This is a genomic window from Desulfurococcus sp. (genome assembly GCF_038881575.1).
Lineage (GTDB): Archaea > Thermoproteota > Thermoprotei_A > Sulfolobales > Desulfurococcaceae > Desulfurococcus.
This window is the reverse complement of sequence record NZ_JAVZPN010000003.1, coordinates 1-20881: the sequence shown is the minus strand read 5'-3', so window position 1 is coordinate 20881 and position 20881 is coordinate 1. Positions and strand designations below refer to the sequence as shown.

The following is a 20881-nucleotide window of genomic DNA, read 5'->3' as shown; positions in this document are numbered from 1 at the left end:
AATACTTAACAAAAAGCCTTTATCTACTGTTTTGGTTTTTCATCAGTTACTGATAAAAACTTAGATGCTATTCCCCCACCACTATCACAGCGTATACTTTTTGCCGTGTAGTTTTCTCAGCTTCTCCCCGTTCTCTCTTCCGAGCGGGTATACTACGTAGTAGTCCCTCTTATACCTCATTATGCTACCTTCAACCACATAGACAGGCATAGAGACACCAGAGACATAGATCTGACCTCCTTCCCGCCCTGAAGGGCGAGGCTTTCAGTTGTAACATTGTCTCACTCAAGGCTCTATGGTTCTCGGAAGCCACTAGACCGGGCTTTCCAAGAGAAAAGGTGAGGCATCTTAGATTGAATGCTCTAGGCCAAGCCATCAAATACGTGGCTAGAATTGGAGCCGATTACGTTGCTTTCGAGAACCTCTACGAGGTAAAGAGGAAGAGGTTTACTGAGAATCCCACGGCTAACAGGAGGTTCGCTAAGAAGCAGCTCCTGCTACACGGAATATTGAGGAGCTTGAGAAAAGGACTACATGTAGTACTCGTAGACCCGAGAGGAACAATAAGCTCCAAGAAACACGGTGAAATAATGAAGAAATATGGATTAGATAAACGCATGGCATCCACATACCTAGTAGCACTAAGAGCATTAAGCAAGGTTGATATCAATGTCCATAAACCAATATAAAAACCGAAACAGTAGCGAAAGGTTAGCTGAATCTGGACACTGAGTTATGAAGTGTCAAAAATGCGGTTTCGTAGGAGATAGAGATTTAATAGCATGTATGAATCTATTCAACAGGTACTCAAGATGTGGGGTGCTCTAGGGGTCGCCTTGAACGCCCCCAAGCCGGGTGCAGACCCAAGAAGGAATCCAGGGGAAGAGAGATGAAGGGATGACAGCATACATAAACCTACATCAGACCTGAACCCCGTGGACGTAGCCCCATGGATCAACCAGGACAACCGGCCAGAGCCTTATCCACACCGGTTCAACCCCGGTTAAACCCATGAACGCTGGTGTCCAGGGTTAGGTTGCTCCCTTCCGGGCCTGGCCAGGTTCCCCTGGCTAAGGTGGTTCACCCCCTCCCTCCAGAGGGGGCTCCACCTCCACCAGCCCCATGGGGCGGGGGTCATTACCTGGCGTGGGGGATAGCCGGTTGTCCTGGTTGATCCATGGTTGTCTGGCCCGGCTAGAGCCGGGCCCTCCCTACGTCCACGGCATAATAATATTATTGCATCAGGGATTATTAATCATGACTTCATGGTTCTATGGGAGTAGTATTAAGAGCAGTATTATTACGCCGATGATGTTTATTATGTTTCCATACTTGTTTCCAGCGAGCTCGTTGATTATTCTACCGCCATCAGTTATGAATAATGGTGCGGCATTAAGTATTGAGAGGCTTAGGTTAATCATGTACATCCATAGTAAGAACTTGTAGAGTAGGAACGCGGGTAACCCGCCTAAGTACTCGAGGAGCTCTATTCTAGGTGAACTAGACAAGTATATCCCTATCCTCTCATCATTCACCCCAATAGGGATGACTAAATTCACGTAGCCTGCATCCCTTCTCCAAACAGTTAAATTAAGTGATGTCGGCTTCGCGAGCATCTTGACAACAGGTATATCGTTTATACTTTTAACCAGACTCCCATTTATACTCGTAATCACATCGTATGCATGTATACCATACCTGTAGGCCGGGCTCCCTGGTTCTACATCGGTCACTAACACACCTATTGGAGACGTTGCCAGTGTCAATAGTACAAGGGATACTATTGCTAGGATAAGGTTTACCGCAACACCAGCTGAGAGAACACCGAGACGCTTTAAAACCTCGGTTCTCCGGAACTCCTCTTCCTCAACCTCCACGTATGCGAGTGGTATGATGAGGGCGAGCATGACGCCGAAGGATTTAACTGGTACACCATTCCTTATAGCCAACCGTGCGTGGAAGAGTTCATGTAGTGATGCGCCGATGCTTGCAGCAATAATAAATAGTAATGCATCCATGCCAACGACGTTTACCCCGGGTACGAGTACTACAACCCCTGTACTACCTATATAGAGCCTATTGAGTAGGGAGATGGCTACCATATAGAAGAATAGTGCTAGGGAGATGAAGTAGAGTATTGTTAGGAATATATTATGTAACCTAGCCTCCCCAGAGGGGGAAGCCCTCCCCTCCGTCTTCCTCTTGATCACTAACACTACATACCCATGTATCTCAATATTATTATACCTACCCACGAGGAAATACCTATAAAACAAGTTCACGACAACCCAAAACGCTATCAGTGAAGCAATAAAGACGTATAATATATCCAAGCATTTCACCAGATACGTTCTTCAAAGTATAATACCTTCCACCCTATTTAATACCTTGAACCACTCATACATGATAAATCGAGTCAGTCGTCAACATATAAAACGAGAAAAGGAGATCCAACAGTATGGAAGGCAGCAAGGGTATTGAACGGTGCTAGCCTTTGAAGAGGATCCAACCACAGACAACGCCTGAATTTAGAGAAGTAGTATACACTCCAGACCACTGGGAACTACTTAAGAAGCTCAGGGAGAAGGCAGTAGAACTACTAAGGATATTCGTGGACAACGGGTTAAACGCTTACGTTCATGGTAGTATAGCCAGGGGTGATGTATGGAGAGGAAGCGATATAGATGTATTTATCCCGGACACCATACCCAGCTATATTATTGAGACAACACTAGAGAAACACGGTATAAAACCCTATGAACGCGTAATAATAATGGCTACCCCATCAAGCACGCCTAAGGCATATATAATACTTGACCAAGAGGAAAGAGAAAGCGTGAGCTTTCCCCTATTGAAGCTCAAGCCAAGGGAATACGAGTTCTATAGGTTTGGAGGCGTACTAGGCTACAACGGAATATTGGAAGGTAAGAGGGTCCCCGGCGTTAACAAGTCACTTATATTCATAGATCCCACCATTAAAGGACATTATGAACTACCTGTGAAAGGCTTTGAGGAATACGTTGCAAGGAGGCTTGATATAAGCATAGAGACCGTGCTGGAAAGGGAGAGAGTCTTAACCAGGAGAAGCAGTATAGGGAGGACAGGCGTCTTCATCAAGTATTACCTGGCATCCGATGAAACATTCGAGGACGCGTTGAGAGAGCTATCGCGAGAGAACAGTATGTTAAGGAGAATGCTCTCCACGAAATAACCTATACCTGAGCACCGCTATTACCCCACCGAACCCTTGAACCTCGAGGCCTACATCACTTTTCCCGGGGACTATTACCACCTCTGCACCGGTTTCATATGCTTTCTCAAGGATCTCGTATATACGGGTACGTCTCTCATCATCGGGCTCGTGAAGTAGGTCACTGGCTACAACAATTCTTGAGACGGCTGCGTACACCACCGCCTCGTATACGTCATCCACGCCGTATGCTACGAGCTGAGGATCCTTTATAATGAGCCTCTTAAACTCCTCAACTACTTCTTTAGCCTTAACAATACTTAAATCCCCGACAACCTGTTTAACCACATCCCTGCCAAGTAGCTCTGAAATCCCTTGGCATCCCCCTGTAGAGGTTGTATCCAGGTATACGTGTTTCCTGTTGTCTCTCCTTATGTTTTCACCGAGCTTGTTCTTCAAGTCGCCTGGTCCAGCGATTATCACTGCATCTATTTCCTCCTGCTGTATAACATTATTTAGTGCTGAGGCTACTTTACCTAGGTATTCGTCCAATATCTCCTCGTGTTCAACCCTGTACATTTTCCCTGGGAGATCTGACTGTATCTCACTATTGTATTTCACTCCTTGCTCGGTTAAAACGGCTATGCATGCACTATCGTAGTCTATTGACACTAATAATATTCTCCTCCTTCTAACCCCCTTCTTCAAGAGGTCTAGACTATGCTTACTCCAGGCTTCTCTCACTATGGCTAACTGGTCTCCCACACCAATAGCGATCGTGTGGTAGTGACCCTTTACCCCGAACTCCTCTGGCCCCTCCACAACAATACCTCTGATCCTCAGCTTCTCCGTGAACTCCTGGAATTCGATTGCCTCGACGCGTAGCCCGAGAACCATCGGTATCCTTCTACTACTCCCACCCTCACCCGGCTTAACCTCCCTGCTTGTTCTAGCGTAGACTATATCCCCCTTTCTAAGAACCATGAATAATATCCATAAGTCATCGATGTCCTCCACTAGGATCCTTAGGTATCCGTTTCTCAAGTCCTCCTCCAGTACCCTCATCAACTACACCTTCAGCTGGCACGGCATCTGCATGCTTGCTCTATAGTAATAGCTTTATGAGCGTATTAAGATATCATATTATTGAAGCGTGAAAAAACAATGGAGATCGAATTTTACCTTTTAGACGTAACTTATGAGGTTGTCGGCAAGGAACCCCATGTAATCCTATGGGGTATCACACGTAATGGTGAACGAGTAGTACTTAGAGACAGGAGGTTCCGTCCATATTTTTACGCCATTATAAATGAGAGGATAGATGCTGAAACCGTAGCCAGGAAGATAAGAGCCTTCAGCGAGGCTGAGTCGCCTATAATCGAGGTGAAGCCAGCTGAGAAGAAGTACTTCGGGAAACCAGTTAAAGCATTAAGGGTCACAACCGTGATCCCAGAGTATGTTAGAAAGTACAGGGAGAGGATAAGGGAGATTAGTGAGGTAGTAGATGTATTAGAGGCTGATATAAGGTTCAGCATGAGGTATCTCCTAGACCACGAATTAGAGCCATGTGGATGGCATACTGCAGAAGTGATGGAGGCACCTGTTCCAGCTAAATACAGGGCCACACGCTTCTACGAGGTTGTAGGCTCCATTAAACCCATGGGGGATACTAGGCCGCCTAGGGATCTACGGGTAATGGCATTCGATATAGAGGTGTATAGTGAAACCGGTACACCCCATCCGGAGAGAGACCCCGTTATAATAATAGGGGTGAAAACAAGCAACGGCGAGGTCAAGCAGTTTATAGCTGAAGAATTAAGCGATAAAGAGGTCATCATGGAATTCACAGACCATATCCTCAGGTACGACCCCGATATAATAGTAGGGTATAACAGTAGCAGGTTCGACTGGCCCTACCTAATGGAGCGTGCACGAGTAAACAACTTAAAGCTTGATGTAGGCCGTAGACGGGATGGACAGCCCTCTCAAAGCACTTATGGACACATATCAATACCTGGAAGAATCCATGTGGATCTCTTGAACTTCGCTGAAGAAATACCGGAGGTGAAGTTAAAGAGCCTGGACATCGTAGCCGACTATCTAGGTGTAATGAAGAGAAGTGAGAGAGTGCTCATCGACTACATAGAGTTCCCAAGGTACTGGAGGGACCCGGCAAGAAAACCCTTGTTGCTGAGGTATAATCTAGAGGATGTAGAGTCGACGATGGGTCTGGCGGAGAAGTTCCTGCCTTTTGCAATGCAGTTGTCGAGTATAACAGGGCTTCCCCTGGATCAAGTTGGAGCGGCCAGCGTGGGGAATAGGCTTGAATGGTTTTTAATGAGGGAAGCTTTCCGCAGGGATGAATTGATCCCGAATAGAATTGAGAAAGAGGCTGAGCCCTACAAGGGGGCTGTGGTGCTACAACCATTACCTGGTATACATGAGAACATTGCTGTACTAGATTTCACAAGCATGTACCCTAACATCATGATAAAATACAATATAGGGCCGGACACCATCATAAGGGAGGGTATATGCAGTGAGAGTGAACACTATGTAGCACCCGAGGTTAAACATTGCTTCCTGAGGGAGCCACCTGGATTCTTCAAAGGCGTACTTCAGACACTGCTCTCACTGAGGAAACAGATAAGGGGAGAGATGAAGAAATACAAGATGGATTCACCGGAGTACAGATTGCTTGATGAGAGGCAGAAGGCGATCAAGGTATTAGCTAACGCAACATACGGGTACATGGGGTGGATAGCAGCTAGATGGTATTGCAAGGAGTGCGCGGAAGCTGTTACAGCATGGGGCCGTAGAACAATATTAAGCGTCATAGATTACGCTAGGGCAATAGGGCTTAAAGTGATATACGGCGACACCGACTCCCTCTTTGTTGAAAACATATCTGATAAAATAACCAGGCTCTCAGAGTACGTCGAACGTGAACTGGGCTTCGAGATAAAAATAGACAAGGTGTATAAGAGGGTCTTCTTCACAGAGGCAAAGAAACGATATGCCGGGCTACTTGAAGATGGACGAGTAGACATAGTTGGATTCGAGGCTGTCAGAGGAGACTGGGCTGAGATAGCTAAGGAGGTACAGGAGAAGGTAACCGAGATCCTGTTAAGCGAGAAAAACATTGAGAAGGCAATAGAATACGTGAGAAACACCATAGCAGAGTTGAACCAGGGTAGAATACCCCTTGAGAAACTAATTATATGGAAGACCCTTACGAAAAGCATTGAGGAATACGAGGCAGAAGCCCCTCATGTGAATGCAGCTAGAAAAATGAAGAGGATGGGTATGAAGATAGAGGTTGGTGATAAAATAGGATATATCGTTGTAAAGGGCTCTGGCAAGATATCCGATAGGGCTGAGCCCTATATGTTCGTGAAGGACCCCAAGCTAGTAGACACTATGTACTATATTGATCACCAAATAATACCTGCCGCACTAAGGATCCTAGAGTACTTTGGAGTAACCGATACACAATTGAAAAAAGTAGCCAGCACAGCTGGCAGGAAAAGCCTGTTCGACTACACTAAGAAGACATGACCTCCTCCCGCTCTAGGGGACGGGGCTTCCAGTTGTAAGTGTAGATTTATAAGGTTATGCTTAATTAGGTCATTAAGTAGAAATCCAGTAATAATTAGTATGCAACGATGATTTATTAGGTGGGATCGTATGAGCGAGACAGCGCATAAAATACTCGAAGAAAACCTCGGGAAACAGGTCTTGATAAAAACCAAGGATAATATCCCGCTTAGAGGGAAGCTTAGAAGCTTCGACCAGCATTTAAACATAGTACTGGATGATGCCGAGGAAATACTGAGCAATGGCTCCACGAGAAAACTAGGCACGGTCGTCATCAGGGGAGACACCGTTGTATTGATCTCACCCCTCGGAGAGTAAGGGCGACATAGGTGAGCTAAATGGTTAAAGGCACAACCAGTATGGGTAAACACGGGAGGAGTAAAACACATATACGATGCCGTAGGTGCGGACGTCACAGCTTCAACGTCGCTAAGGGATACTGTGCTGCATGTGGCTTCGGCAGGAGTAAGAGGATCAGACACTACAATTGGGCCAATAAGAAGGTTAACAGGGTAAGAATAGTATAATAGGGTTTCCGATAATTATTTCAAATAAACATCATGTAATATTAGTCCCTTACAACAAAATCTATTTTGATGGTGTGTAGTAAATGGCCAAGTATCTTATAAGGGCTAGGATAGAGATCGATGGCGTAGTCGAGAAGCACGATATAATTGGCGCCATCTTTGGGCAGACTGAAGGATTATTTGGAAACGAGTTCGATCTAAGGGTGCTACAGGATAAGGGGCGTATAGGTAGAATCCAGGTTAATACTAAGACCCAGGGCAGTAAGACCACCGGCGAGATCCTGATCCCAAGTAACCTCGATCGTGTGGAGACAGCATTACTCGCCGCATTAATTGAGACCGTTGATAAAGTAGGCCCCTACGATGCATCTATATCAATAGTAGACATAGTAGACTTAAGAATGGAGAAGATAAAGAAGATAATGGAGAGGACAGTAGATATACTCAGAAGATGGGGTAAGGAAAAGACCCCGGATGTAAAAGAGCTCATTAAGTCGATCCAGGAATACCTGAAGGTTCCCGAGCCCGTCTCATATGGGCCTGAGGAACTTCCAGCAGGACCCGAAGTCGATAAAGCTGAGGAAATAATAATCGTGGAGGGGAGGGCAGACGTTATAAACCTATTGCGCTACGGGTATACCAACATAATAGCTCTAGGAGGCGCCAGGAGAGTACCGGATACTATTAAAAAGCTCGCTGAACTGAAGAAGACAACACTATTCGTGGATGGGGATCATGGTGGAGACTTAATAATAAAGGAAGTATTGAGGAACGCGAAGATAGACTATATAGCGCGTGCACCACCTGGTCGCGAGGTGGAGGAGTTAAGTAGTCGTGAAATAGAGGATGCACTAGGGAAGAAAATAGAGATCTTCCAGTACCTAGAAGAGCAGGTTAAACAAGGCAACAAGGAGGCTCAGTTGCTCATACAAATACAGAAGAGGCTTCATAAGCTACCTGAAGAGGTGGTTAAACCCCCCGAGAAGGTTACAAAGGAAATCACAGAGACGCTATCTCTCCCTGTTAAATTAATCGAGGATATCAAGAGCCTATATGGAACGCTCGAAGCCATATTTTACTCTAGCCAGTGGGACCAAGTAAAAAGGATACCCGTGAGAGATCTCGTCTCAGAGATTCAGGCTTCCGAGCCTGAGAAAATACACGCCATTGTATTTGATGGTATTATAACTCAGAGACTGATTGATGCCGCAGTGGAGAAACGGGTTAAAATACTGATTGGAGCCAGGCTAGGGAAAATAACGTTTAAGACGCCTGAGTTAACTATTCTAACTTTTAACGAGCTCGCCTGAGACCCATTATAATGACTTGGTTCCGGGTTTACAACTACTTTTCACCAATAAATACAACCTATAGCTATAGGTGTTAAACCATGAAACGCTACCCGCTCTCCAAGAAGGATAAGAAGCAATTCATCAAGGAGTTCCAGAGGTATGGGTTGCCGGTTTCAGAGGAGGATCTATTCGAGTACTATGAGGATGGAGGCAATATATTTATACTGGTAAATAAGACACCTGCTCTTCTCAAACACGGTGAGCAATGGATACCTTGTCTAAGATACCTCCTTAAAAACCCTCAACACTCAATCACGTTGCCAAGCATCATAGTTGATAAAGGCGCTGCGCAAGCACTTCTAAGAGGAGCCGACTTAATGGTGCCTGGTATAAGGAGTATTATAGGTGGCTTCAAAGCTGGCGATATAGTTGCCATCATAGATGAGGAGACCGGGAGGGTTATCGCTATTGGATCAGCGCTAATCGACTCAGAGGTCATTAAGAACGGTAGTGTTAAGAAGGGGAAGGCAGTTAAAATCCTGCACCACCTCAACGATGAATACTATAAAGCAGTATAGGTATTGATGGAAAGGGTTAAATTTAAAATAAGACTTAAGTCTTTTAATGTATCCCGGTTGAAACACTATATACGGTATGAATGCTCATGGTGAGCTATATGGCTTTAAGCAAGGGCGACTTCGTATTGGTGGAATATAATGTACGGGTAAAGGACACAAACACGTTGCTTGACACCACGGATGCCGAGCTAGCCAAGAAGGAAAACATCTATGAAGCCGATAGGGTATACGGTCCCACATTATTAATCATTGGTAGAGGCTGGCTCAACGAGAATGTTGAAGAAGAACTATTAAAGCATGATGTGGGAAGCGAGGTGGAGGTTGAGCTACCTCCTGAAAAAGCATTTGGCGAGAGATCACCTGATAAAATCAAGACATTTAGCCTAAGAGAATTCCAGAAGAGAGGGTACAGCATTAACGTGGGCGACGTCGTCGAGATCGGCGGTGCCCGCGGGGTGGTTAAGAGTATCAGCGGTGGAAGAGTCACAATCGACTTCAACCACCCGCTCGCCGGTAAAACACTCTTGTATAAGGTTAAAATAGTCAGGAAGCTCGAGAACACCATTGAGAAGATCAAGGCATTATCATCTAGATACCTGAAGATACCTAGTGAGGAAATAGAGGTGAGCCTCAACGAGGCAGAGAAAAAACTATTTGTAACGATACCTGGTAAATACCTGTCAAAGAAGGATATAAGTTACTCTAAGATAGCTCTAGCAGCAGACATCATGGAGTTATTCAAGGATGCAGTCTCATCAATAGTCTTCCAGGAAGTAGTAAGCAGGAGCTAAAAGTTTTTAGTTAAATAATACCTGTCTCCCTTAAGACCCTGTAAGCAGCATCCTGTGTTAACCCTGTCTCACCGAGTATAGTGTATCTTTCAGGCCTAATAGTGTGTGCTATCGTTAAAGCCTTCACTACTTCCTCCGGACTAAAGCCTAGATCCCTTGCAGTCGTCGGCAACCCTATTCTCTGCATTACATCCCTGACGAGCCTCCATCTGCTATCACCGTAAATATACAGCATTATTATCGTCCCCAAGGCGACTTGCTCACCGTGTAGCGCCCTACCCGGGGCAACCAGGTCTAATGCATGGCTAAAGAGGTGCTCGCTACCGCTCGCAGGCCTGCTCGAACCGGCTATACACATAGCCACGCCGCTACTAATTAATGCCTCAACAAGGATTCTCAACCCCTCCCTAGACCCGGATCCTATCAGCTCATGGTATTTCAAGACATGTTTAGCGCTTAACAATGCTAACTGGGCAGCGTATTCACCATAGTATTCTCCTTTTAACTTATGGGCTAGACGCCAGTCTTTAACGGCTACGAGTTTACCGAGTAGATCGCCTACACCTGATAGAATTAGGCGCCTGGGCGCCGTGGATATTAGGTCTGTATCTGCTATGATGGCGAAGGGGGTTCTAGTATATATGCTAGTAGGCCTCGAGGTCCCTTTAAGGCTTGCAAACGGGCTTGCTATGCCATCGTGGCTGGGTGCTAATGGCACGCTCACAACGTCTATATTGTTTTTAAACGCGACGTATTTCGCTATATCTATAACGCGTCCTCCCCCAACACCTATGACTAAGCCTATACTGCTCTCCCTGGCCTTCAACGATATTTTCTCGGCTGTTGAGATCGAGGCGTCCCCGGCTATCCAGGTCTCCACCTTGCTATGTCCGCTGAGATATTCCTCGACTATCCTACCACCGATCCTATAGGTGTTTTCACCGGTTACTATCCCTATATTTTCCGAACCACCTGATACCTCGTTAATGACTTCCCCAATGCTCTTAATAGCTCCTGGACCAATAATTACCTTGCTCGGCAGGATTATCCTGTGAATACTCTCCAAGATCACGCACCAGTCTTTAACATCTTTATAATACCAAATAAGCTTATATCCTAATCCTAGTAGGAGGTGTGAGTTGTTGCAGGAGGCTGTTTCGAAGACCACCACTGTAGGACTTGTTACCGGGGACTATGTTGTTCTCGCAGCAGATAAAAGAGCCACGGCTGGACCAATGGTTTACCATAAGGCTGTTAAAAAGATTTCCAAGATAACAGATTATGCTGCATTAACTATATCAGGGCTAGTGGCTGATGCACAATATATTGTTGAGAACGCCAGGTATATCGCTAGGGAATACGAGATCGAGATAGGGAGACCAATACCAATTAAGGCGTTAGCCTCAAGGATATCGTTAATACTATCAGTTTACCTAAGATACAGCCCATTCATAGTCCAACTACTACTAGGAGGCAGAGATAACACTGGTGCAAGCCTATACTACATGGATCTATACGGGAGTGTAACGAGGGAGAAGTATATGGCTACTGGGAGCGGTTCCCCAGTGGCATTCGGGATCCTAGAGAAAAATTACAGGAGCGATCTAAGCCTCGAGGAAGCTAAGAAACTCGCCTTCAGCGCTGTTTCATCAGCTATAATGAGGGATGGATTCAGCGGGGAAGGAGTAGATATAGTTGTAATAGGGCCCGGCGTCTACTCCGAGGAAACAATACCATTAAAGAAAACAATCGAGTCGTTTTAAAGGGTTTTTACAATTGAAAGCCTCGCCTCTTTAGGGCGGGAAGAAGGTCAATCCTCTAAGGCAGAGTACTGAGAGTCTTAGAACCCTGTATTCCCCAGGTATTCTAGGGCCACCCGTGAGCCCGTGGGATGGGCTAAGCAGGGTGGAGGCCCTAGAGGCGACCCTAAAACACAGGGAGTGACCCTCTAGGGGCAAACTGTTAGATGCCGTATAGACTGCGTTAAAGTTAAAAACCCTCATATGTGTTTCATTAATCAGCGTTACGGTAGTGTTTACTCCTCAGGAATACAGGAGTGGAGTGATGACTTGTGAAACCAGATAGAATACTGCTAGAGAAGAACAAATTAGAGTTGCTGAAGAACATAATGGAAGAGATCCCTCCAGAGCTCGAGTTATCTAACATAGAGTTCGAGGGTCCCTTCATAGTAATATATGTGAGGAACAGGGAGGCCATCGAGAAATACCTTGATCTAGCGCAGAATATAGCTAAGAAAGTACGTAAGAGAGTCGTCATCAGGGTTTCCCCCGAGAGCCGACTCCCACCAGAGGAGGCAAAGGAACTAATAAAGCTACTGGCACCTAAAGACGCCGGGATAGATCCCAACGGAATATACTTCGATGAAGCCTTAGGCGAGGTATGGGTTAAAGTAGAAAAACCTGGCTACCTGGTTGGAAGAGGAAGCATGATGAGGCACTTGATCCTGGCTAAAACAGGGTGGCGCGTTATCCCTCAGCGTTCATCACCACTGGAATCAAAGACCCTCTACGAGGTACTCAATAATGTATTAAAGCAGAGTAGTTATAGAGTCGAGTATCTAAGGCGACTCGGAGAGAGGATACATAGGGATGTAATATATAGGAACAACTATGTCAAGGTAACAGGGCTAGGTGGCTTCAGAGAGGTTGGTAGATCGGCTATATTAGTTGAGACAAGGGAGAGCAAGATACTATTGGATCTCGGGTTAAACACTGGCGCCATAGACGACCCCAATAAGGCTTACCCATTCCTAGAAATAGACTCCCTGAAGCTCGAGGAGCTGGATGGTGTCGTGGTGACCCATGCCCATCTAGACCATGTAGGGTTAGTTCCCATACTCTATAAGTATGGTTACCGTGGACCCGTGTATGTGACGAAGCCTACGAGGGAGCTAATGATCGTTATGTTAAAGGACTTGATTGATGTGACCAGGAGGTCTGGTAGGTACATACCTTTCTCAGAGAAAGATATATCTACAATGCTGCTTCACACTATAACCGTGGACTATGATGAAGTAACAGATGTAGCACCGGATATAAAGCTCACAATGTATAATGCTGGCCACATCCTTGGCTCTGCAATAGTCCACTTGCATATAGGCATGGGCCTCCATAATATAGTCTACACAGGGGACTTCAAGTACTCTGAGACGAGACTGCTCAATAAAGCCAATACCATGTTCCCACGGGTTGAAACCCTTATAATGGAGGGCACTTATGGAGCAACCCTCCAGGAGAGTAGGATTCAAGCCGAGCAACAATTAATCGATATAGTGAAGAGAACGAGTGAGAGGAATGGAGTAGTGTTAATACCGGTATTCGCTGTTGGAAGAGGACAAGAAATAATACTCATACTTAATGAGGCCATGAAGAACGGTAAAATACCAAGGATGAATATATATGTCGAGGGATTAGTTAACGAGGTAACAGCTATACATACACAGTACCCTGAGTACCTGAATAAATCCCTTAGAGAAGCAATATACAATGGAGAAAACCCGTTTACATCGGAATGGTTGAAACCCATAGAAACCGGGATAGCAAGGCCGGACATCATTGAAGACAAGCCATCCATAATAATAGCGACAAGTGGAATGCTCACCGGTGGCCCTGCAGTAGACTACCTGAGGCTGTTAGCCAGCGATGAGAGAAACTCCCTGGTGTTCGTAGGGTATCAGGCCGAGGGGACGCTTGGTAGGAAAATAAAGGATGGCGCTAGAGAGATAACCATGGTTGTTGAAAACAAGGTTGAGGCGATACCTATAAAGCTAGAGGTATATAGTATCGAGGGCTTTAGTGGACATAGTGATCAACGCGAGCTATTAGAGTACGCTAGAGACATCTCGCCCAGACCAAAGAAGATACTACTGAACCATGGGGAGCCCACAGCACTCAGCACGCTGGCTACACTACTTAGAAGTGATAAGGAATTAAAGTCCAAGGGGCGCCCCGAGGTGCTAGTGCCTAATATATTGGACACCATTAATTTAACATAGCATTGAAATCTATCATAGATTAGCGGAGTTCAGGTGGCTCACTCTATGAATAGGGTTTTATTCCCGGGTAGATTCCAGCCATTCCACAATGGGCATTTATCCGTGGTTAAAAGGCTTCTAGAGGGCTTTGATGAAGTAGTTATAGCCATAGGTAGCGCCCAAGAGGGTTTTACATGCAGGAACCCGTTTACAGCTGGGGAACGCTTAGAAATGATTGCCAGGGCACTCAAGGAGGAAGCATTGTTTGAGAAAGCCTGGCTGATACCGGTTCCCGACATTAATATGCCGATGGCCTGGACAACATACACTCTCTCACTAGTGCCCAGGGTCTCAAGTATTGCATCAGGGAACCCGCATGTTCTCGAGTTATTTAAGTGGATTGGGTTTAAAACGATTAGAGTAGAGCTTGTGGAGCCGGATAAATACAGTGGCGCGTACATTAGGCAATTAATCCTCGAGGGCAATGAATACTGGAGGAAACTAGTGCCAAACGCTATCTCGAGATACATAGATGAAGTAAAGGGAGCCGAGAGAATAAGGGAGGTGTGCAGGAATGAGCATTCTAGAAATTGACGGCAGTATTGGAGAAGGTGGTGGACAAATACTTAGGTATGCCCTTGCATTATCTGCTTTAACACTTAAGCCTATCAGGGTATATAATATAAGAGCGAAAAGAGATAACCCAGGCCTCCGTCCCCAGCACTTAACAGCTGTTGAAGCACTTAAAGAGGTAACAGGGGCTGAGGTGGAGAACGCGAAAGTAGGCAGCATGGAGATCGTGTTTAAACCAACCAGTAGGAGAAGCGGTGAGATGGAGATAGATATTGGAACCGCTGGAAGTATTTCACTAGTACTGCAAGCAATGCTTCCAGTACTATTGTTTGCCGAGGGAGACTCAAGGATAAGGTTGAAGGGGGGAACAAATGTATCGTGGAGTCCTCCAATAGATTATATTAAACACGTCTTCCTATATAATATAAGCCACATGGGCGTTAAAGCCGAGATCGAGGTGATGAGAAGAGGACACTATCCTAGGGGCGGCGGGTTAGTTAATGTAGAAGTTAAACATGTCGAAGAGGCCTTGAAGCCATTAATGATTGTTAGAAGGGGGCGTATAAGGAGTTTCAGAATACACAGTTACTGCGTTAAGCTACCTGCCCATGTAGCTGTGAGACAGTGTGAGTCGGCTAGAAGCATTCTCTCAAGGATATTCAAGGAGAAAATAATAGAGGAGATAGAGACTTATCCACCAGGTAAAGACCCTCATCTAGGCCCTGGAAGCGGCATCCTTATCTATGCTGAAGCCGAGCCAGGGGTAAGACTAGGCAGTGATTCATTAGGCGAGAAAGGAAAACCAGCTGAGAGAGTAGGTGAAGAAGCCGCTCTAAGACTCGTCGAGGAATTAGAGACAGGCATGGCTTTCGATAGGCACATGGGCGATATGCTAATACCCTACATGTTTCTAGCCAAGGGGGTAAGTAGGGTGGGCGTTTCAATGATCACGCTTCACCTGTTAACAGCCATAGAGGTTGGAAAGTTATTCTTTCCAGAGGCAAAGGTAGAAGTAGAGGGGGAGCTGGGTAAACCAGGTATAATAACTATCCAGGGCGTTGGGTATAAGCCGTAAACGCTTCCACTAACTCATTTCTTAAAGCATCCATGTTTATTTCCAGCAGTGCTGAGATACAAATGGGTTTCAAGCCTGTTTTTGACTCAATTAATTCAACCATTTCTCTAAGTATGTCGCCTGACACTAAATCCACCTTGTTCACCACTAGTGTAACCGGTTTCTCACCGATCAGCTTCCTCACTGTTTCATACACCCTGAGCTGCTCCTCAATAGAGTAGTAGAAGGAGGGGTTGACATCAAACACGAATAATAAATGGTCTGCCAAGTATTTTACCGCTAATATGGCTCGTTTCTCAATGATATTCTTCTCCTCAAGCGGAGTATCAATGATGCCGGGTGAATCTATTAGGACTATCCTGCCAACCTCCCCAACCACCATATGCCCCACAACAATATTACGGGTTGTGAAAGGATACGAGCCTATCTCCGGCTTAGCCCTCGTCAACTTCGAGATAAGTGTGGATTTACCCACCTGGGGGACCCCCGCTATAACAACCCTATAATCTCCTGAGACATCGGGCATCCTTGCCACCTCGCTAACATACTTCTTCACAAGCACTATGATCCTCGCCTTCCTCTTATACAGGGAGAGAAGCCTCCCTAATCCCTCCCTGAATACTTTTACTGGATCACTACTTCCCCTACGTATTTCATCCAGGTACTCCTGAGCGATCTCCTTGGCAATCCTCATATATGCCTTGAACACTTGCCTGGTTCTATCAGGGTCTTCGCCGACGTAGATCCTATATAGCTCCCTAAAGAACTCGGGCATTTCATCAACCACATCGAGAACGCTCACTATTACGCCGAGCTCATCATGTATGATCCTGTAGGCTAGCTCTAGCTTGTTTAACAATATAGTCTTCCTAGCCGTAGCAGGGGTCCTCAGACCCCTCAGCTTGGAGTCCACTTGTTTCAATAACTCCCCATAAGTCTTAATATAGTACCTGCTGAGATCCCTTTCCCTCCCGCCTTTAATGCTCATATTGTTTTTATCCCCGTTGAATCTATGTTAATTATCACTAATAATTACTTAATATTATGGAGGTGCCACCATGGTTTTTATATGGGATTTATACGATGCTATCTATGGGTGCTGACCGCTTGCCCATACTATTCATAGTCATCGCCACCATTATATGGGGAACAACCGGTGCTGTCGCTAAATATTGCTTCAACATGGGTGTTTCGCCCGAGGAATTGCTAGTACTTAGGCTCGGCTTAACTGTTCCATTCTACTTATACTACGCCTTAAGAAGAGGTGTGGAGGCTCGCACTCTATTACTCGGGCTTCTACTACTGGGCCCTTATCACATTGTTTACTTTAACGCTATAAATATGATTGGAGTCTCCACCACTGTGCTATTGTTTTACACGTACCCGGTAATTGTTGCCATAGTGTCCATGATCACTCTCAACGAGGAGATGGGTATAGGAGGGTTTGCTGCATTAATATTATCTATTACAGGGTCTTCATTAACCAGCCTGGGCGAGTTATCGTTAAACCCTATGGGGGTAGCGTTAGCATTGCTCTCATCGCTTCTATATGCCGCATATATAATATACTCGAAGAAGATACTGGTAGAAGGAGAAGACCCATTAGGGGTTGCACTGGGATCCTCAACAGGAGCACTGGTCCCAGTACTACTGGCTTACATTAGTAGAGGAACACACGTGGAAGGCTTCCTAAGACCTTCAGTAATAATGTCCTCACTATATCTCTCACTAGTGGTCACAATACTAGGATACCTACTATATATGAAGGGCTTAAGGAGCACCAATGCCAGCATAGCCTCCATGCTCTCATCAATGGAGCCATTAACAGCTACAATACTATCCACATTGATCTTCCACGAACCGTTTCCCGCCCTAGGTCATTGTAGGTTTTTCTAGGGCGGGTTGTGCCTCAACTCCATGCTTCACCGTGGTTACTAGCCACTCCACATGGAGGTCATGGGCACCCTTCGAGCCCAACGGCACGGGGCTCACATCTAGGAGAAACCTCTTAACCAGGTTCATGGCGCCTACGACATCTCTATCGTGTGTGAAGCCACAGGCAGGACACTTCACTATCCTCGGCCTCCAGCCTCCCCTCTGGGCATTGCCCGTCACAGGGGCGAGCTTAGAGCCGCAGATAGGGCATGTCGAGGATGTGTTGCGGGGATTTACTAGCACGTATGGTTCTCCATGCTCCTTTAGCTTCTCTATTAATAGTTTGTGAATTCCACGTATGCTAGACTGCTTCAGTCTGTGGGCATTAACGGCTTTTAAACCAGGCTTACTACATGGAGGTCGATATGAGGGTTTACCCACAGTACCGTGTAGTAAGCTATGAGCCCGTTGTAATCGAGGCAAACGGGTACTATTTCAAGTTAAACAATGATAAGCTCTCACGGATAATGCTGATAATAGCACACATGCCGGGAGCGGACGTCGAGAAGATCGCGTGGGCGTACGTTGTGTCATCCAGCGAAGAAGACGTAGATAGCTCACTCGAAGAAGCATACATGCTCCTAGAAGACCTTGAAAGAAAAGGGTTGATCCTGGTGGTCTAGCGTGAGCCTGGCTCAGGCAGTAGCGGAAGCCTGGCTGAGGGCGTGGGAGACAACCGTCTCACACATACCGCTTCCACGTGGATTAAGCGATTTCACATTGTCTCTCGTTATTTCCCTTGTTTTAGTATTAATATACAGGTATAATAAGAGGCTCTGCTGGGCAACCCTGCTCGCGCTGGCGGGAGCAGTACTACTATCAGCGCTGATCTACTACACTGCTCCAATATAGCACTCTTTAAAGTTCATGATTTAAAGCAGAGCATGCTCACAGGGGTAAACCATGGTTGATGTCTGGCAACTCATTTCATACGGACTGTGGATAGGCTTCGCCGCCGGGCTCGGAAGCTTCATCTACGGAGTGATACTACGTGTAATGGGCAGAGAGGACTACTCTAGGTACATCGCCGGCGGCTTAGCTTCAATACTGATAGTTGCGTTTGGATGGGGCCTGGTTCAAGCACTCTACGGTGGTGCAACGCCGCCGCTACCGTACGGCTGGGTGTTCTACGCTATTTCAGGAGCGTTGCTGGTTTCAGCCGCTGTCTACCTGGCTCTGGGGAGAATGGCGGAGGGCGCGTGGAGCCTAGTGGGTGCAATGCTGGTGGTTGGCATAGGCTTCTTCGCGGCTAGCTTGGCTACGGGGGTTGAGATAGGCCCGGGCGGAACCGTGTCAGTCACCGTGGTGGCGTCCACGACGATGCTGAAGAACAACGAGGAGCTGAAGCTAACTGTTATCCCGGCAGGAGGCGAGCCACCTTACACAGTTACAGTAGACTGGGGGGACAACAGTAGACCCAGCCAGGACTCCACCAGCACTAACATCACGTTCACGAAGAAGTACGCTTTACCCCGAAACGAGCCAGCTGGTTCGTATACGATCAGGGTAGACGTAGTAGACGCGAAGGGTAGAACCGGGTTCAACGTGCTGGCAGTCACCGTGCAGAACCAAGACTACTGTCCGCTTGGCTGGCCCTTCAACTTCCTCTGCGGCTTCTACAAGCTTGTCTCGACCGTGATACCCTCGATTGATCTACAGAAGCTGGTTGAGTGCCCACTGTTCCCCGAGTCAGGCGAGCTCCACGAGCTGTACAAGTTCGTGCTCTCGGTGAGCATGGCTGGACTCGGCTTATTCCTAGCGTTCAACCTCGTGTGGAGTGTTATTGGAAGAGAAGATGTTGCAGGCGGGCTGGTTCAATCGCTAAAGGACGCCGTGGTGGTTGTTGCACTAGCGTTGCTTGCACCCTACGTCTACAACGCGACAGCACAGATACTCAACACTATTAGCTACAGCTTGATTGATAAGATAAACATAGGCTGGGTCTTCGCATGGATAATGCTGCAGATAGTGCTGGGAGTGGTCATAGGGTACTTCGTGCCGTTCGTTGCAAACTACGCCGCGTTCATGGCTATAACCCTCTTCCTCGCGAGCGTCGTAGTGTACATCAGGTACGTGCTGATAATAACCCTGGTGGCCGCATCGCCGCTGCTAGCAGTAGCATACCTCCACCCGGGCCTAAGGGGGATGGTGAAGCACGCGGTGAACCTGCTAGCAGGGCTAATGATAGCTGGGCCAATAGCCGCCGTGTTCCTAGTAGTGCTGAGCAAGGTCGTGCCAGGGCAGGACGTGGTCTTCGGCATATTATATCCATTGATAATCGGAGCACTTCCATCAATACTCGGAGTCTTCGGGGCAGGAATCGTAGGTGGAGTAGCCGGTGCCCTGAGGGAAGGAGTAGCGGCGCTCGGAGGAGCACTGGGGAGAGCTCTTAAGAGAGAAACAGAGGCAACAGAGGCCCCGGCACGAGGAGAAACAGCAACCATTAAGCTGAGGGCGCCCGCGGTCTCGGCAACCCCAGCGAAGATTAGCGCGTATCCAAAATTGGAAACACCTGTAGCTCAACAAGTTAAAGTAGAGAAGCCGGCGCCCATCGTAACTCCGAGCATGGTGAAGCATGCTAGAACGGAAGCAGAGGCGAGGAGAGAAGTGTTCGAGTCGGTGAGAGAGATGCAGGAGCTTGGACCAGGAGTAGTAGCAGTCACAGAGGGCTTCGACAGAGCAAAGCAGGTGGAGCAGGAGGTCAAAGAGGAGCTAGTGCACCCGAGGTGGGAGGGCTTCAAGGCGTTCACAAAAACCCTGGCATCCCAGAGCTGGAGACAGCTGAAAACAAACGCGCGTGCGTACGCGAACCATTTCAAGGAAGGATTAAAGTACTACGCTGAAAAAGAGCTTGGAATGAAGATAGAAAAGGCGTCTGACGACACGTATGAGAACCGGTCTGCTTATGCAAATAACACTGTGAAAAAAATCAGGTGGTTTATTCTCCGCGGTCAAACAAACTCGAGTTCAACAAGCTCTGCTTCGTAGTACAGGAACCCCACATCCATGGCTACTCCTAAGGCGATGGCGAAACTTTTTCTTAAAGCGTCTTCTTCCGTCTCACCAAAGAATCCAGGAACATCGTGGGCATAAATAGATGCAATTATTCCATACAGATCCCCAAGCGTTATACCCGGGTTCACCTCAATGTTAGCTACGACGTTTAGTAGAGCGCCTGCTTCTACACGGAATCGAACACCGTCAAATCGTTCTATCACTAGTTGATCACCTTCTGATCCCAACCTTACTTCAACAGTTTTATACTTTGGGTATATTAGAATCCTATCCAGCTTCTCCAGAAACGTGTAAATATGAGTTCCCCTGTCTGT

Annotated in this window: 23 protein-coding genes and 1 other RNA gene; 16 read left to right on the top strand and 8 right to left on the bottom strand. The window is 46.7% G+C overall.

Translation table 11 applies throughout. From position 1 onward, the window contains the following. Positions 1 to 84: 84 nt before the first annotated feature. Positions 85 to 210, bottom strand: coding sequence for a hypothetical protein (locus QXV08_RS03455; RefSeq protein WP_342821408.1), 126 nt, complete (start codon positions 208 to 210; stop codon positions 85 to 87). Positions 211 to 338: 128 nt separating this feature from the next. Between QXV08_RS03455 and QXV08_RS03450 the strand changes: the two genes are divergently transcribed. Then, positions 339 to 689: a hypothetical protein gene (locus QXV08_RS03450; RefSeq protein WP_342788127.1), complete on the top strand. Its 351-nt coding sequence runs from the start codon at positions 339 to 341 to the stop codon at positions 687 to 689. A 247-nt stretch (positions 690 to 936) separates the two neighbouring features. On the opposite strand, the gene ffs is transcribed toward QXV08_RS03450, so the two are convergent. After that, an RNA gene (gene ffs, locus QXV08_RS03445) (signal recognition particle sRNA) lies at positions 937 to 1220 on the bottom strand. Positions 1221 to 1271: 51 nt separating this feature from the next. Continuing rightward, a complete protein-coding gene (locus tag QXV08_RS03440; RefSeq protein WP_342786336.1) occupies positions 1272 to 2342 on the bottom strand; it encodes a site-2 protease family protein in 1071 nt (356 codons plus the stop codon). 152 nt (positions 2343 to 2494) lie between these two features. On the opposite strand from QXV08_RS03440, the gene QXV08_RS03435 reads away from it, so the two are divergent. Continuing rightward, positions 2495 to 3211, top strand: a complete 717-nt coding sequence (locus QXV08_RS03435) for a nucleotidyltransferase domain-containing protein (protein ID WP_342786335.1) — start codon at positions 2495 to 2497, stop codon at positions 3209 to 3211. Here the strand turns inward: QXV08_RS03435 and QXV08_RS03430 are convergent. Further along, the gene (locus QXV08_RS03430; RefSeq protein WP_342786334.1) at positions 3185 to 4255 is read right to left on the bottom strand and encodes an mRNA surveillance protein pelota; all 1071 of its coding nucleotides are present in this window, start codon (positions 4253 to 4255) and stop codon (positions 3185 to 3187) included. The genes QXV08_RS03435 and QXV08_RS03430 overlap by 27 nt on opposite strands. 99 nt (positions 4256 to 4354) lie before the next feature. Here QXV08_RS03430 and QXV08_RS03425 point away from each other — a divergent pair, with 99 nt between their 5' ends. From QXV08_RS03425 to QXV08_RS03400, 6 genes are all read left to right on the top strand, one after another. Next, positions 4355 to 6748 carry a DNA polymerase II gene (locus tag QXV08_RS03425; RefSeq protein ID WP_342786333.1) on the top strand — a complete coding sequence of 798 codons (2394 nt, stop codon included), beginning with the start codon at positions 4355 to 4357 and terminating at the stop codon, positions 6746 to 6748. A gap of 129 nt (positions 6749 to 6877) precedes the next feature. Then, the gene (locus tag QXV08_RS03420) at positions 6878 to 7105 is read left to right on the top strand and encodes an LSM domain-containing protein (RefSeq protein ID WP_014768146.1); all 228 of its coding nucleotides are present in this window, start codon (positions 6878 to 6880) and stop codon (positions 7103 to 7105) included. A 20-nt stretch (positions 7106 to 7125) separates the two neighbouring features. Then, positions 7126 to 7314 carry a 50S ribosomal protein L37e gene (locus QXV08_RS03415; protein WP_342786332.1) on the top strand — a complete coding sequence of 63 codons (189 nt, stop codon included), beginning with the start codon at positions 7126 to 7128 and terminating at the stop codon, positions 7312 to 7314. Between the two features lie 83 nt (positions 7315 to 7397). Then, positions 7398 to 8624, top strand: coding sequence for a DNA primase DnaG (gene dnaG / locus QXV08_RS03410; protein WP_342786331.1), 1227 nt, complete (start codon positions 7398 to 7400; stop codon positions 8622 to 8624). Between the two features lie 80 nt (positions 8625 to 8704). Beyond that, a complete protein-coding gene (locus tag QXV08_RS03405; protein WP_342786330.1) occupies positions 8705 to 9184 on the top strand; it encodes a DUF1947 domain-containing protein in 480 nt (159 codons plus the stop codon). Between the two features lie 98 nt (positions 9185 to 9282). Next, positions 9283 to 9975 (top strand): peptidylprolyl isomerase, encoded by a 693-nt coding sequence (locus tag QXV08_RS03400; protein ID WP_342786329.1) that lies wholly within the window; start codon positions 9283 to 9285, stop codon positions 9973 to 9975. A gap of 10 nt (positions 9976 to 9985) precedes the next feature. Here QXV08_RS03400 and QXV08_RS03395 read toward each other — a convergent pair whose 3' ends face one another. Then, positions 9986 to 11041, bottom strand: a complete 1056-nt coding sequence (locus tag QXV08_RS03395) for an NAD(P)-dependent glycerol-1-phosphate dehydrogenase (RefSeq protein ID WP_342786328.1) — start codon at positions 11039 to 11041, stop codon at positions 9986 to 9988. A gap of 76 nt (positions 11042 to 11117) precedes the next feature. Between QXV08_RS03395 and QXV08_RS03390 the strand changes: the two genes are divergently transcribed. From QXV08_RS03390 to rtcA, 4 genes are all read left to right on the top strand, one after another. Further along, positions 11118 to 11738, top strand: coding sequence for a proteasome subunit beta (locus QXV08_RS03390; protein WP_342786327.1), 621 nt, complete (start codon positions 11118 to 11120; stop codon positions 11736 to 11738). Between the two features lie 308 nt (positions 11739 to 12046). Beyond that, positions 12047 to 13990 carry a beta-CASP ribonuclease aCPSF1 gene (locus tag QXV08_RS03385; RefSeq protein WP_342786326.1) on the top strand — a complete coding sequence of 648 codons (1944 nt, stop codon included), beginning with the start codon at positions 12047 to 12049 and terminating at the stop codon, positions 13988 to 13990. A gap of 45 nt (positions 13991 to 14035) precedes the next feature. Beyond that, positions 14036 to 14563, top strand: coding sequence for a nicotinamide-nucleotide adenylyltransferase (locus tag QXV08_RS03380; RefSeq protein WP_342786325.1), 528 nt, complete (start codon positions 14036 to 14038; stop codon positions 14561 to 14563). Further along, positions 14544 to 15617 (top strand): RNA 3'-terminal phosphate cyclase, encoded by a 1074-nt coding sequence (gene rtcA, locus QXV08_RS03375; RefSeq protein WP_342786324.1) that lies wholly within the window; start codon positions 14544 to 14546, stop codon positions 15615 to 15617. Before QXV08_RS03380 ends, rtcA begins: the two co-directional genes overlap by 20 nt. On the opposite strand, the gene QXV08_RS03370 is transcribed toward rtcA, so the two are convergent. Next, positions 15589 to 16605: a GTPase gene (locus QXV08_RS03370; protein ID WP_342786323.1), complete on the bottom strand. Its 1017-nt coding sequence runs from the start codon at positions 16603 to 16605 to the stop codon at positions 15589 to 15591. The genes rtcA and QXV08_RS03370 overlap by 29 nt on opposite strands. A 119-nt stretch (positions 16606 to 16724) precedes the next feature. Between QXV08_RS03370 and QXV08_RS03365 the strand changes: the two genes are divergently transcribed. Next, complete coding sequence (locus tag QXV08_RS03365) at positions 16725 to 17513, top strand: EamA family transporter (protein ID WP_342821407.1); 789 nt, start codon at positions 16725 to 16727, stop codon at positions 17511 to 17513. Here the strand turns inward: QXV08_RS03365 and QXV08_RS03360 are convergent. Further along, positions 17490 to 17933 (bottom strand): transposase, encoded by a 444-nt coding sequence (locus tag QXV08_RS03360; protein WP_342821406.1) that lies wholly within the window; start codon positions 17931 to 17933, stop codon positions 17490 to 17492. The two genes, QXV08_RS03365 and QXV08_RS03360, sit on opposite strands and share 24 nt — an antisense overlap. On the opposite strand from QXV08_RS03360, the gene QXV08_RS03355 reads away from it, so the two are divergent. From QXV08_RS03355 to QXV08_RS03345, 3 genes are read left to right on the top strand one after another with little or no spacing between them, the layout of a single operon-like run. After that, positions 17906 to 18175, top strand: coding sequence for a hypothetical protein (locus QXV08_RS03355; RefSeq protein ID WP_342821405.1), 270 nt, complete (start codon positions 17906 to 17908; stop codon positions 18173 to 18175). The two genes, QXV08_RS03360 and QXV08_RS03355, sit on opposite strands and share 28 nt — an antisense overlap. Before the next feature lies 1 nt (position 18176). Next, positions 18177 to 18404, top strand: a complete 228-nt coding sequence (locus tag QXV08_RS03350; RefSeq protein ID WP_342821404.1) for a hypothetical protein — start codon at positions 18177 to 18179, stop codon at positions 18402 to 18404. A gap of 51 nt (positions 18405 to 18455) precedes the next feature. Beyond that, the gene (locus QXV08_RS03345; protein ID WP_342821403.1) at positions 18456 to 20540 is read left to right on the top strand and encodes a PKD domain-containing protein; all 2085 of its coding nucleotides are present in this window, start codon (positions 18456 to 18458) and stop codon (positions 20538 to 20540) included. Here the strand turns inward: QXV08_RS03345 and QXV08_RS03340 are convergent. Further along, a partial coding sequence (locus QXV08_RS03340; RefSeq protein WP_342821402.1) for a hypothetical protein occupies positions 20504 to 20881 on the bottom strand: 378 nt, incomplete at its 5' end. The genes QXV08_RS03345 and QXV08_RS03340 overlap by 37 nt on opposite strands.

Excerpts from the sequence above, each read along its gene's own strand:
- QXV08_RS03455 (WP_342821408.1), bottom strand. The coding sequence starts at position 210 with ATGCCTGTCTATGTGGTTGAAGGTAGCATAATGAGGTATAAGAGGGAC.
- QXV08_RS03430 (WP_342786334.1), bottom strand. The coding sequence starts at position 4,255 with ATGAGGGTACTGGAGGAGGACTTGAGAAACGGATACCTAAGGATCCTA.
- QXV08_RS03425 (WP_342786333.1), top strand. The coding sequence starts at position 4,355 with ATGGAGATCGAATTTTACCTTTTAGACGTAACTTATGAGGTTGTCGGC.
- QXV08_RS03420 (WP_014768146.1), top strand. The coding sequence starts at position 6,878 with ATGAGCGAGACAGCGCATAAAATACTCGAAGAAAACCTCGGGAAACAG.
- QXV08_RS03415 (WP_342786332.1), top strand. The coding sequence starts at position 7,126 with ATGGTTAAAGGCACAACCAGTATGGGTAAACACGGGAGGAGTAAAACA.
- dnaG (WP_342786331.1), top strand. The coding sequence starts at position 7,398 with ATGGCCAAGTATCTTATAAGGGCTAGGATAGAGATCGATGGCGTAGTC.
- QXV08_RS03405 (WP_342786330.1), top strand. The coding sequence starts at position 8,705 with ATGAAACGCTACCCGCTCTCCAAGAAGGATAAGAAGCAATTCATCAAG.
- QXV08_RS03400 (WP_342786329.1), top strand. The coding sequence starts at position 9,283 with ATGGCTTTAAGCAAGGGCGACTTCGTATTGGTGGAATATAATGTACGG.
- QXV08_RS03380 (WP_342786325.1), top strand. The coding sequence starts at position 14,036 with ATGAATAGGGTTTTATTCCCGGGTAGATTCCAGCCATTCCACAATGGG.
- rtcA (WP_342786324.1), top strand. The coding sequence starts at position 14,544 with ATGAGCATTCTAGAAATTGACGGCAGTATTGGAGAAGGTGGTGGACAA.
- QXV08_RS03370 (WP_342786323.1), bottom strand. The coding sequence starts at position 16,605 with ATGAGCATTAAAGGCGGGAGGGAAAGGGATCTCAGCAGGTACTATATT.
- QXV08_RS03355 (WP_342821405.1), top strand. The coding sequence starts at position 17,906 with ATGGAGGTCGATATGAGGGTTTACCCACAGTACCGTGTAGTAAGCTAT.
- QXV08_RS03345 (WP_342821403.1), top strand. The coding sequence starts at position 18,456 with ATGGTTGATGTCTGGCAACTCATTTCATACGGACTGTGGATAGGCTTC.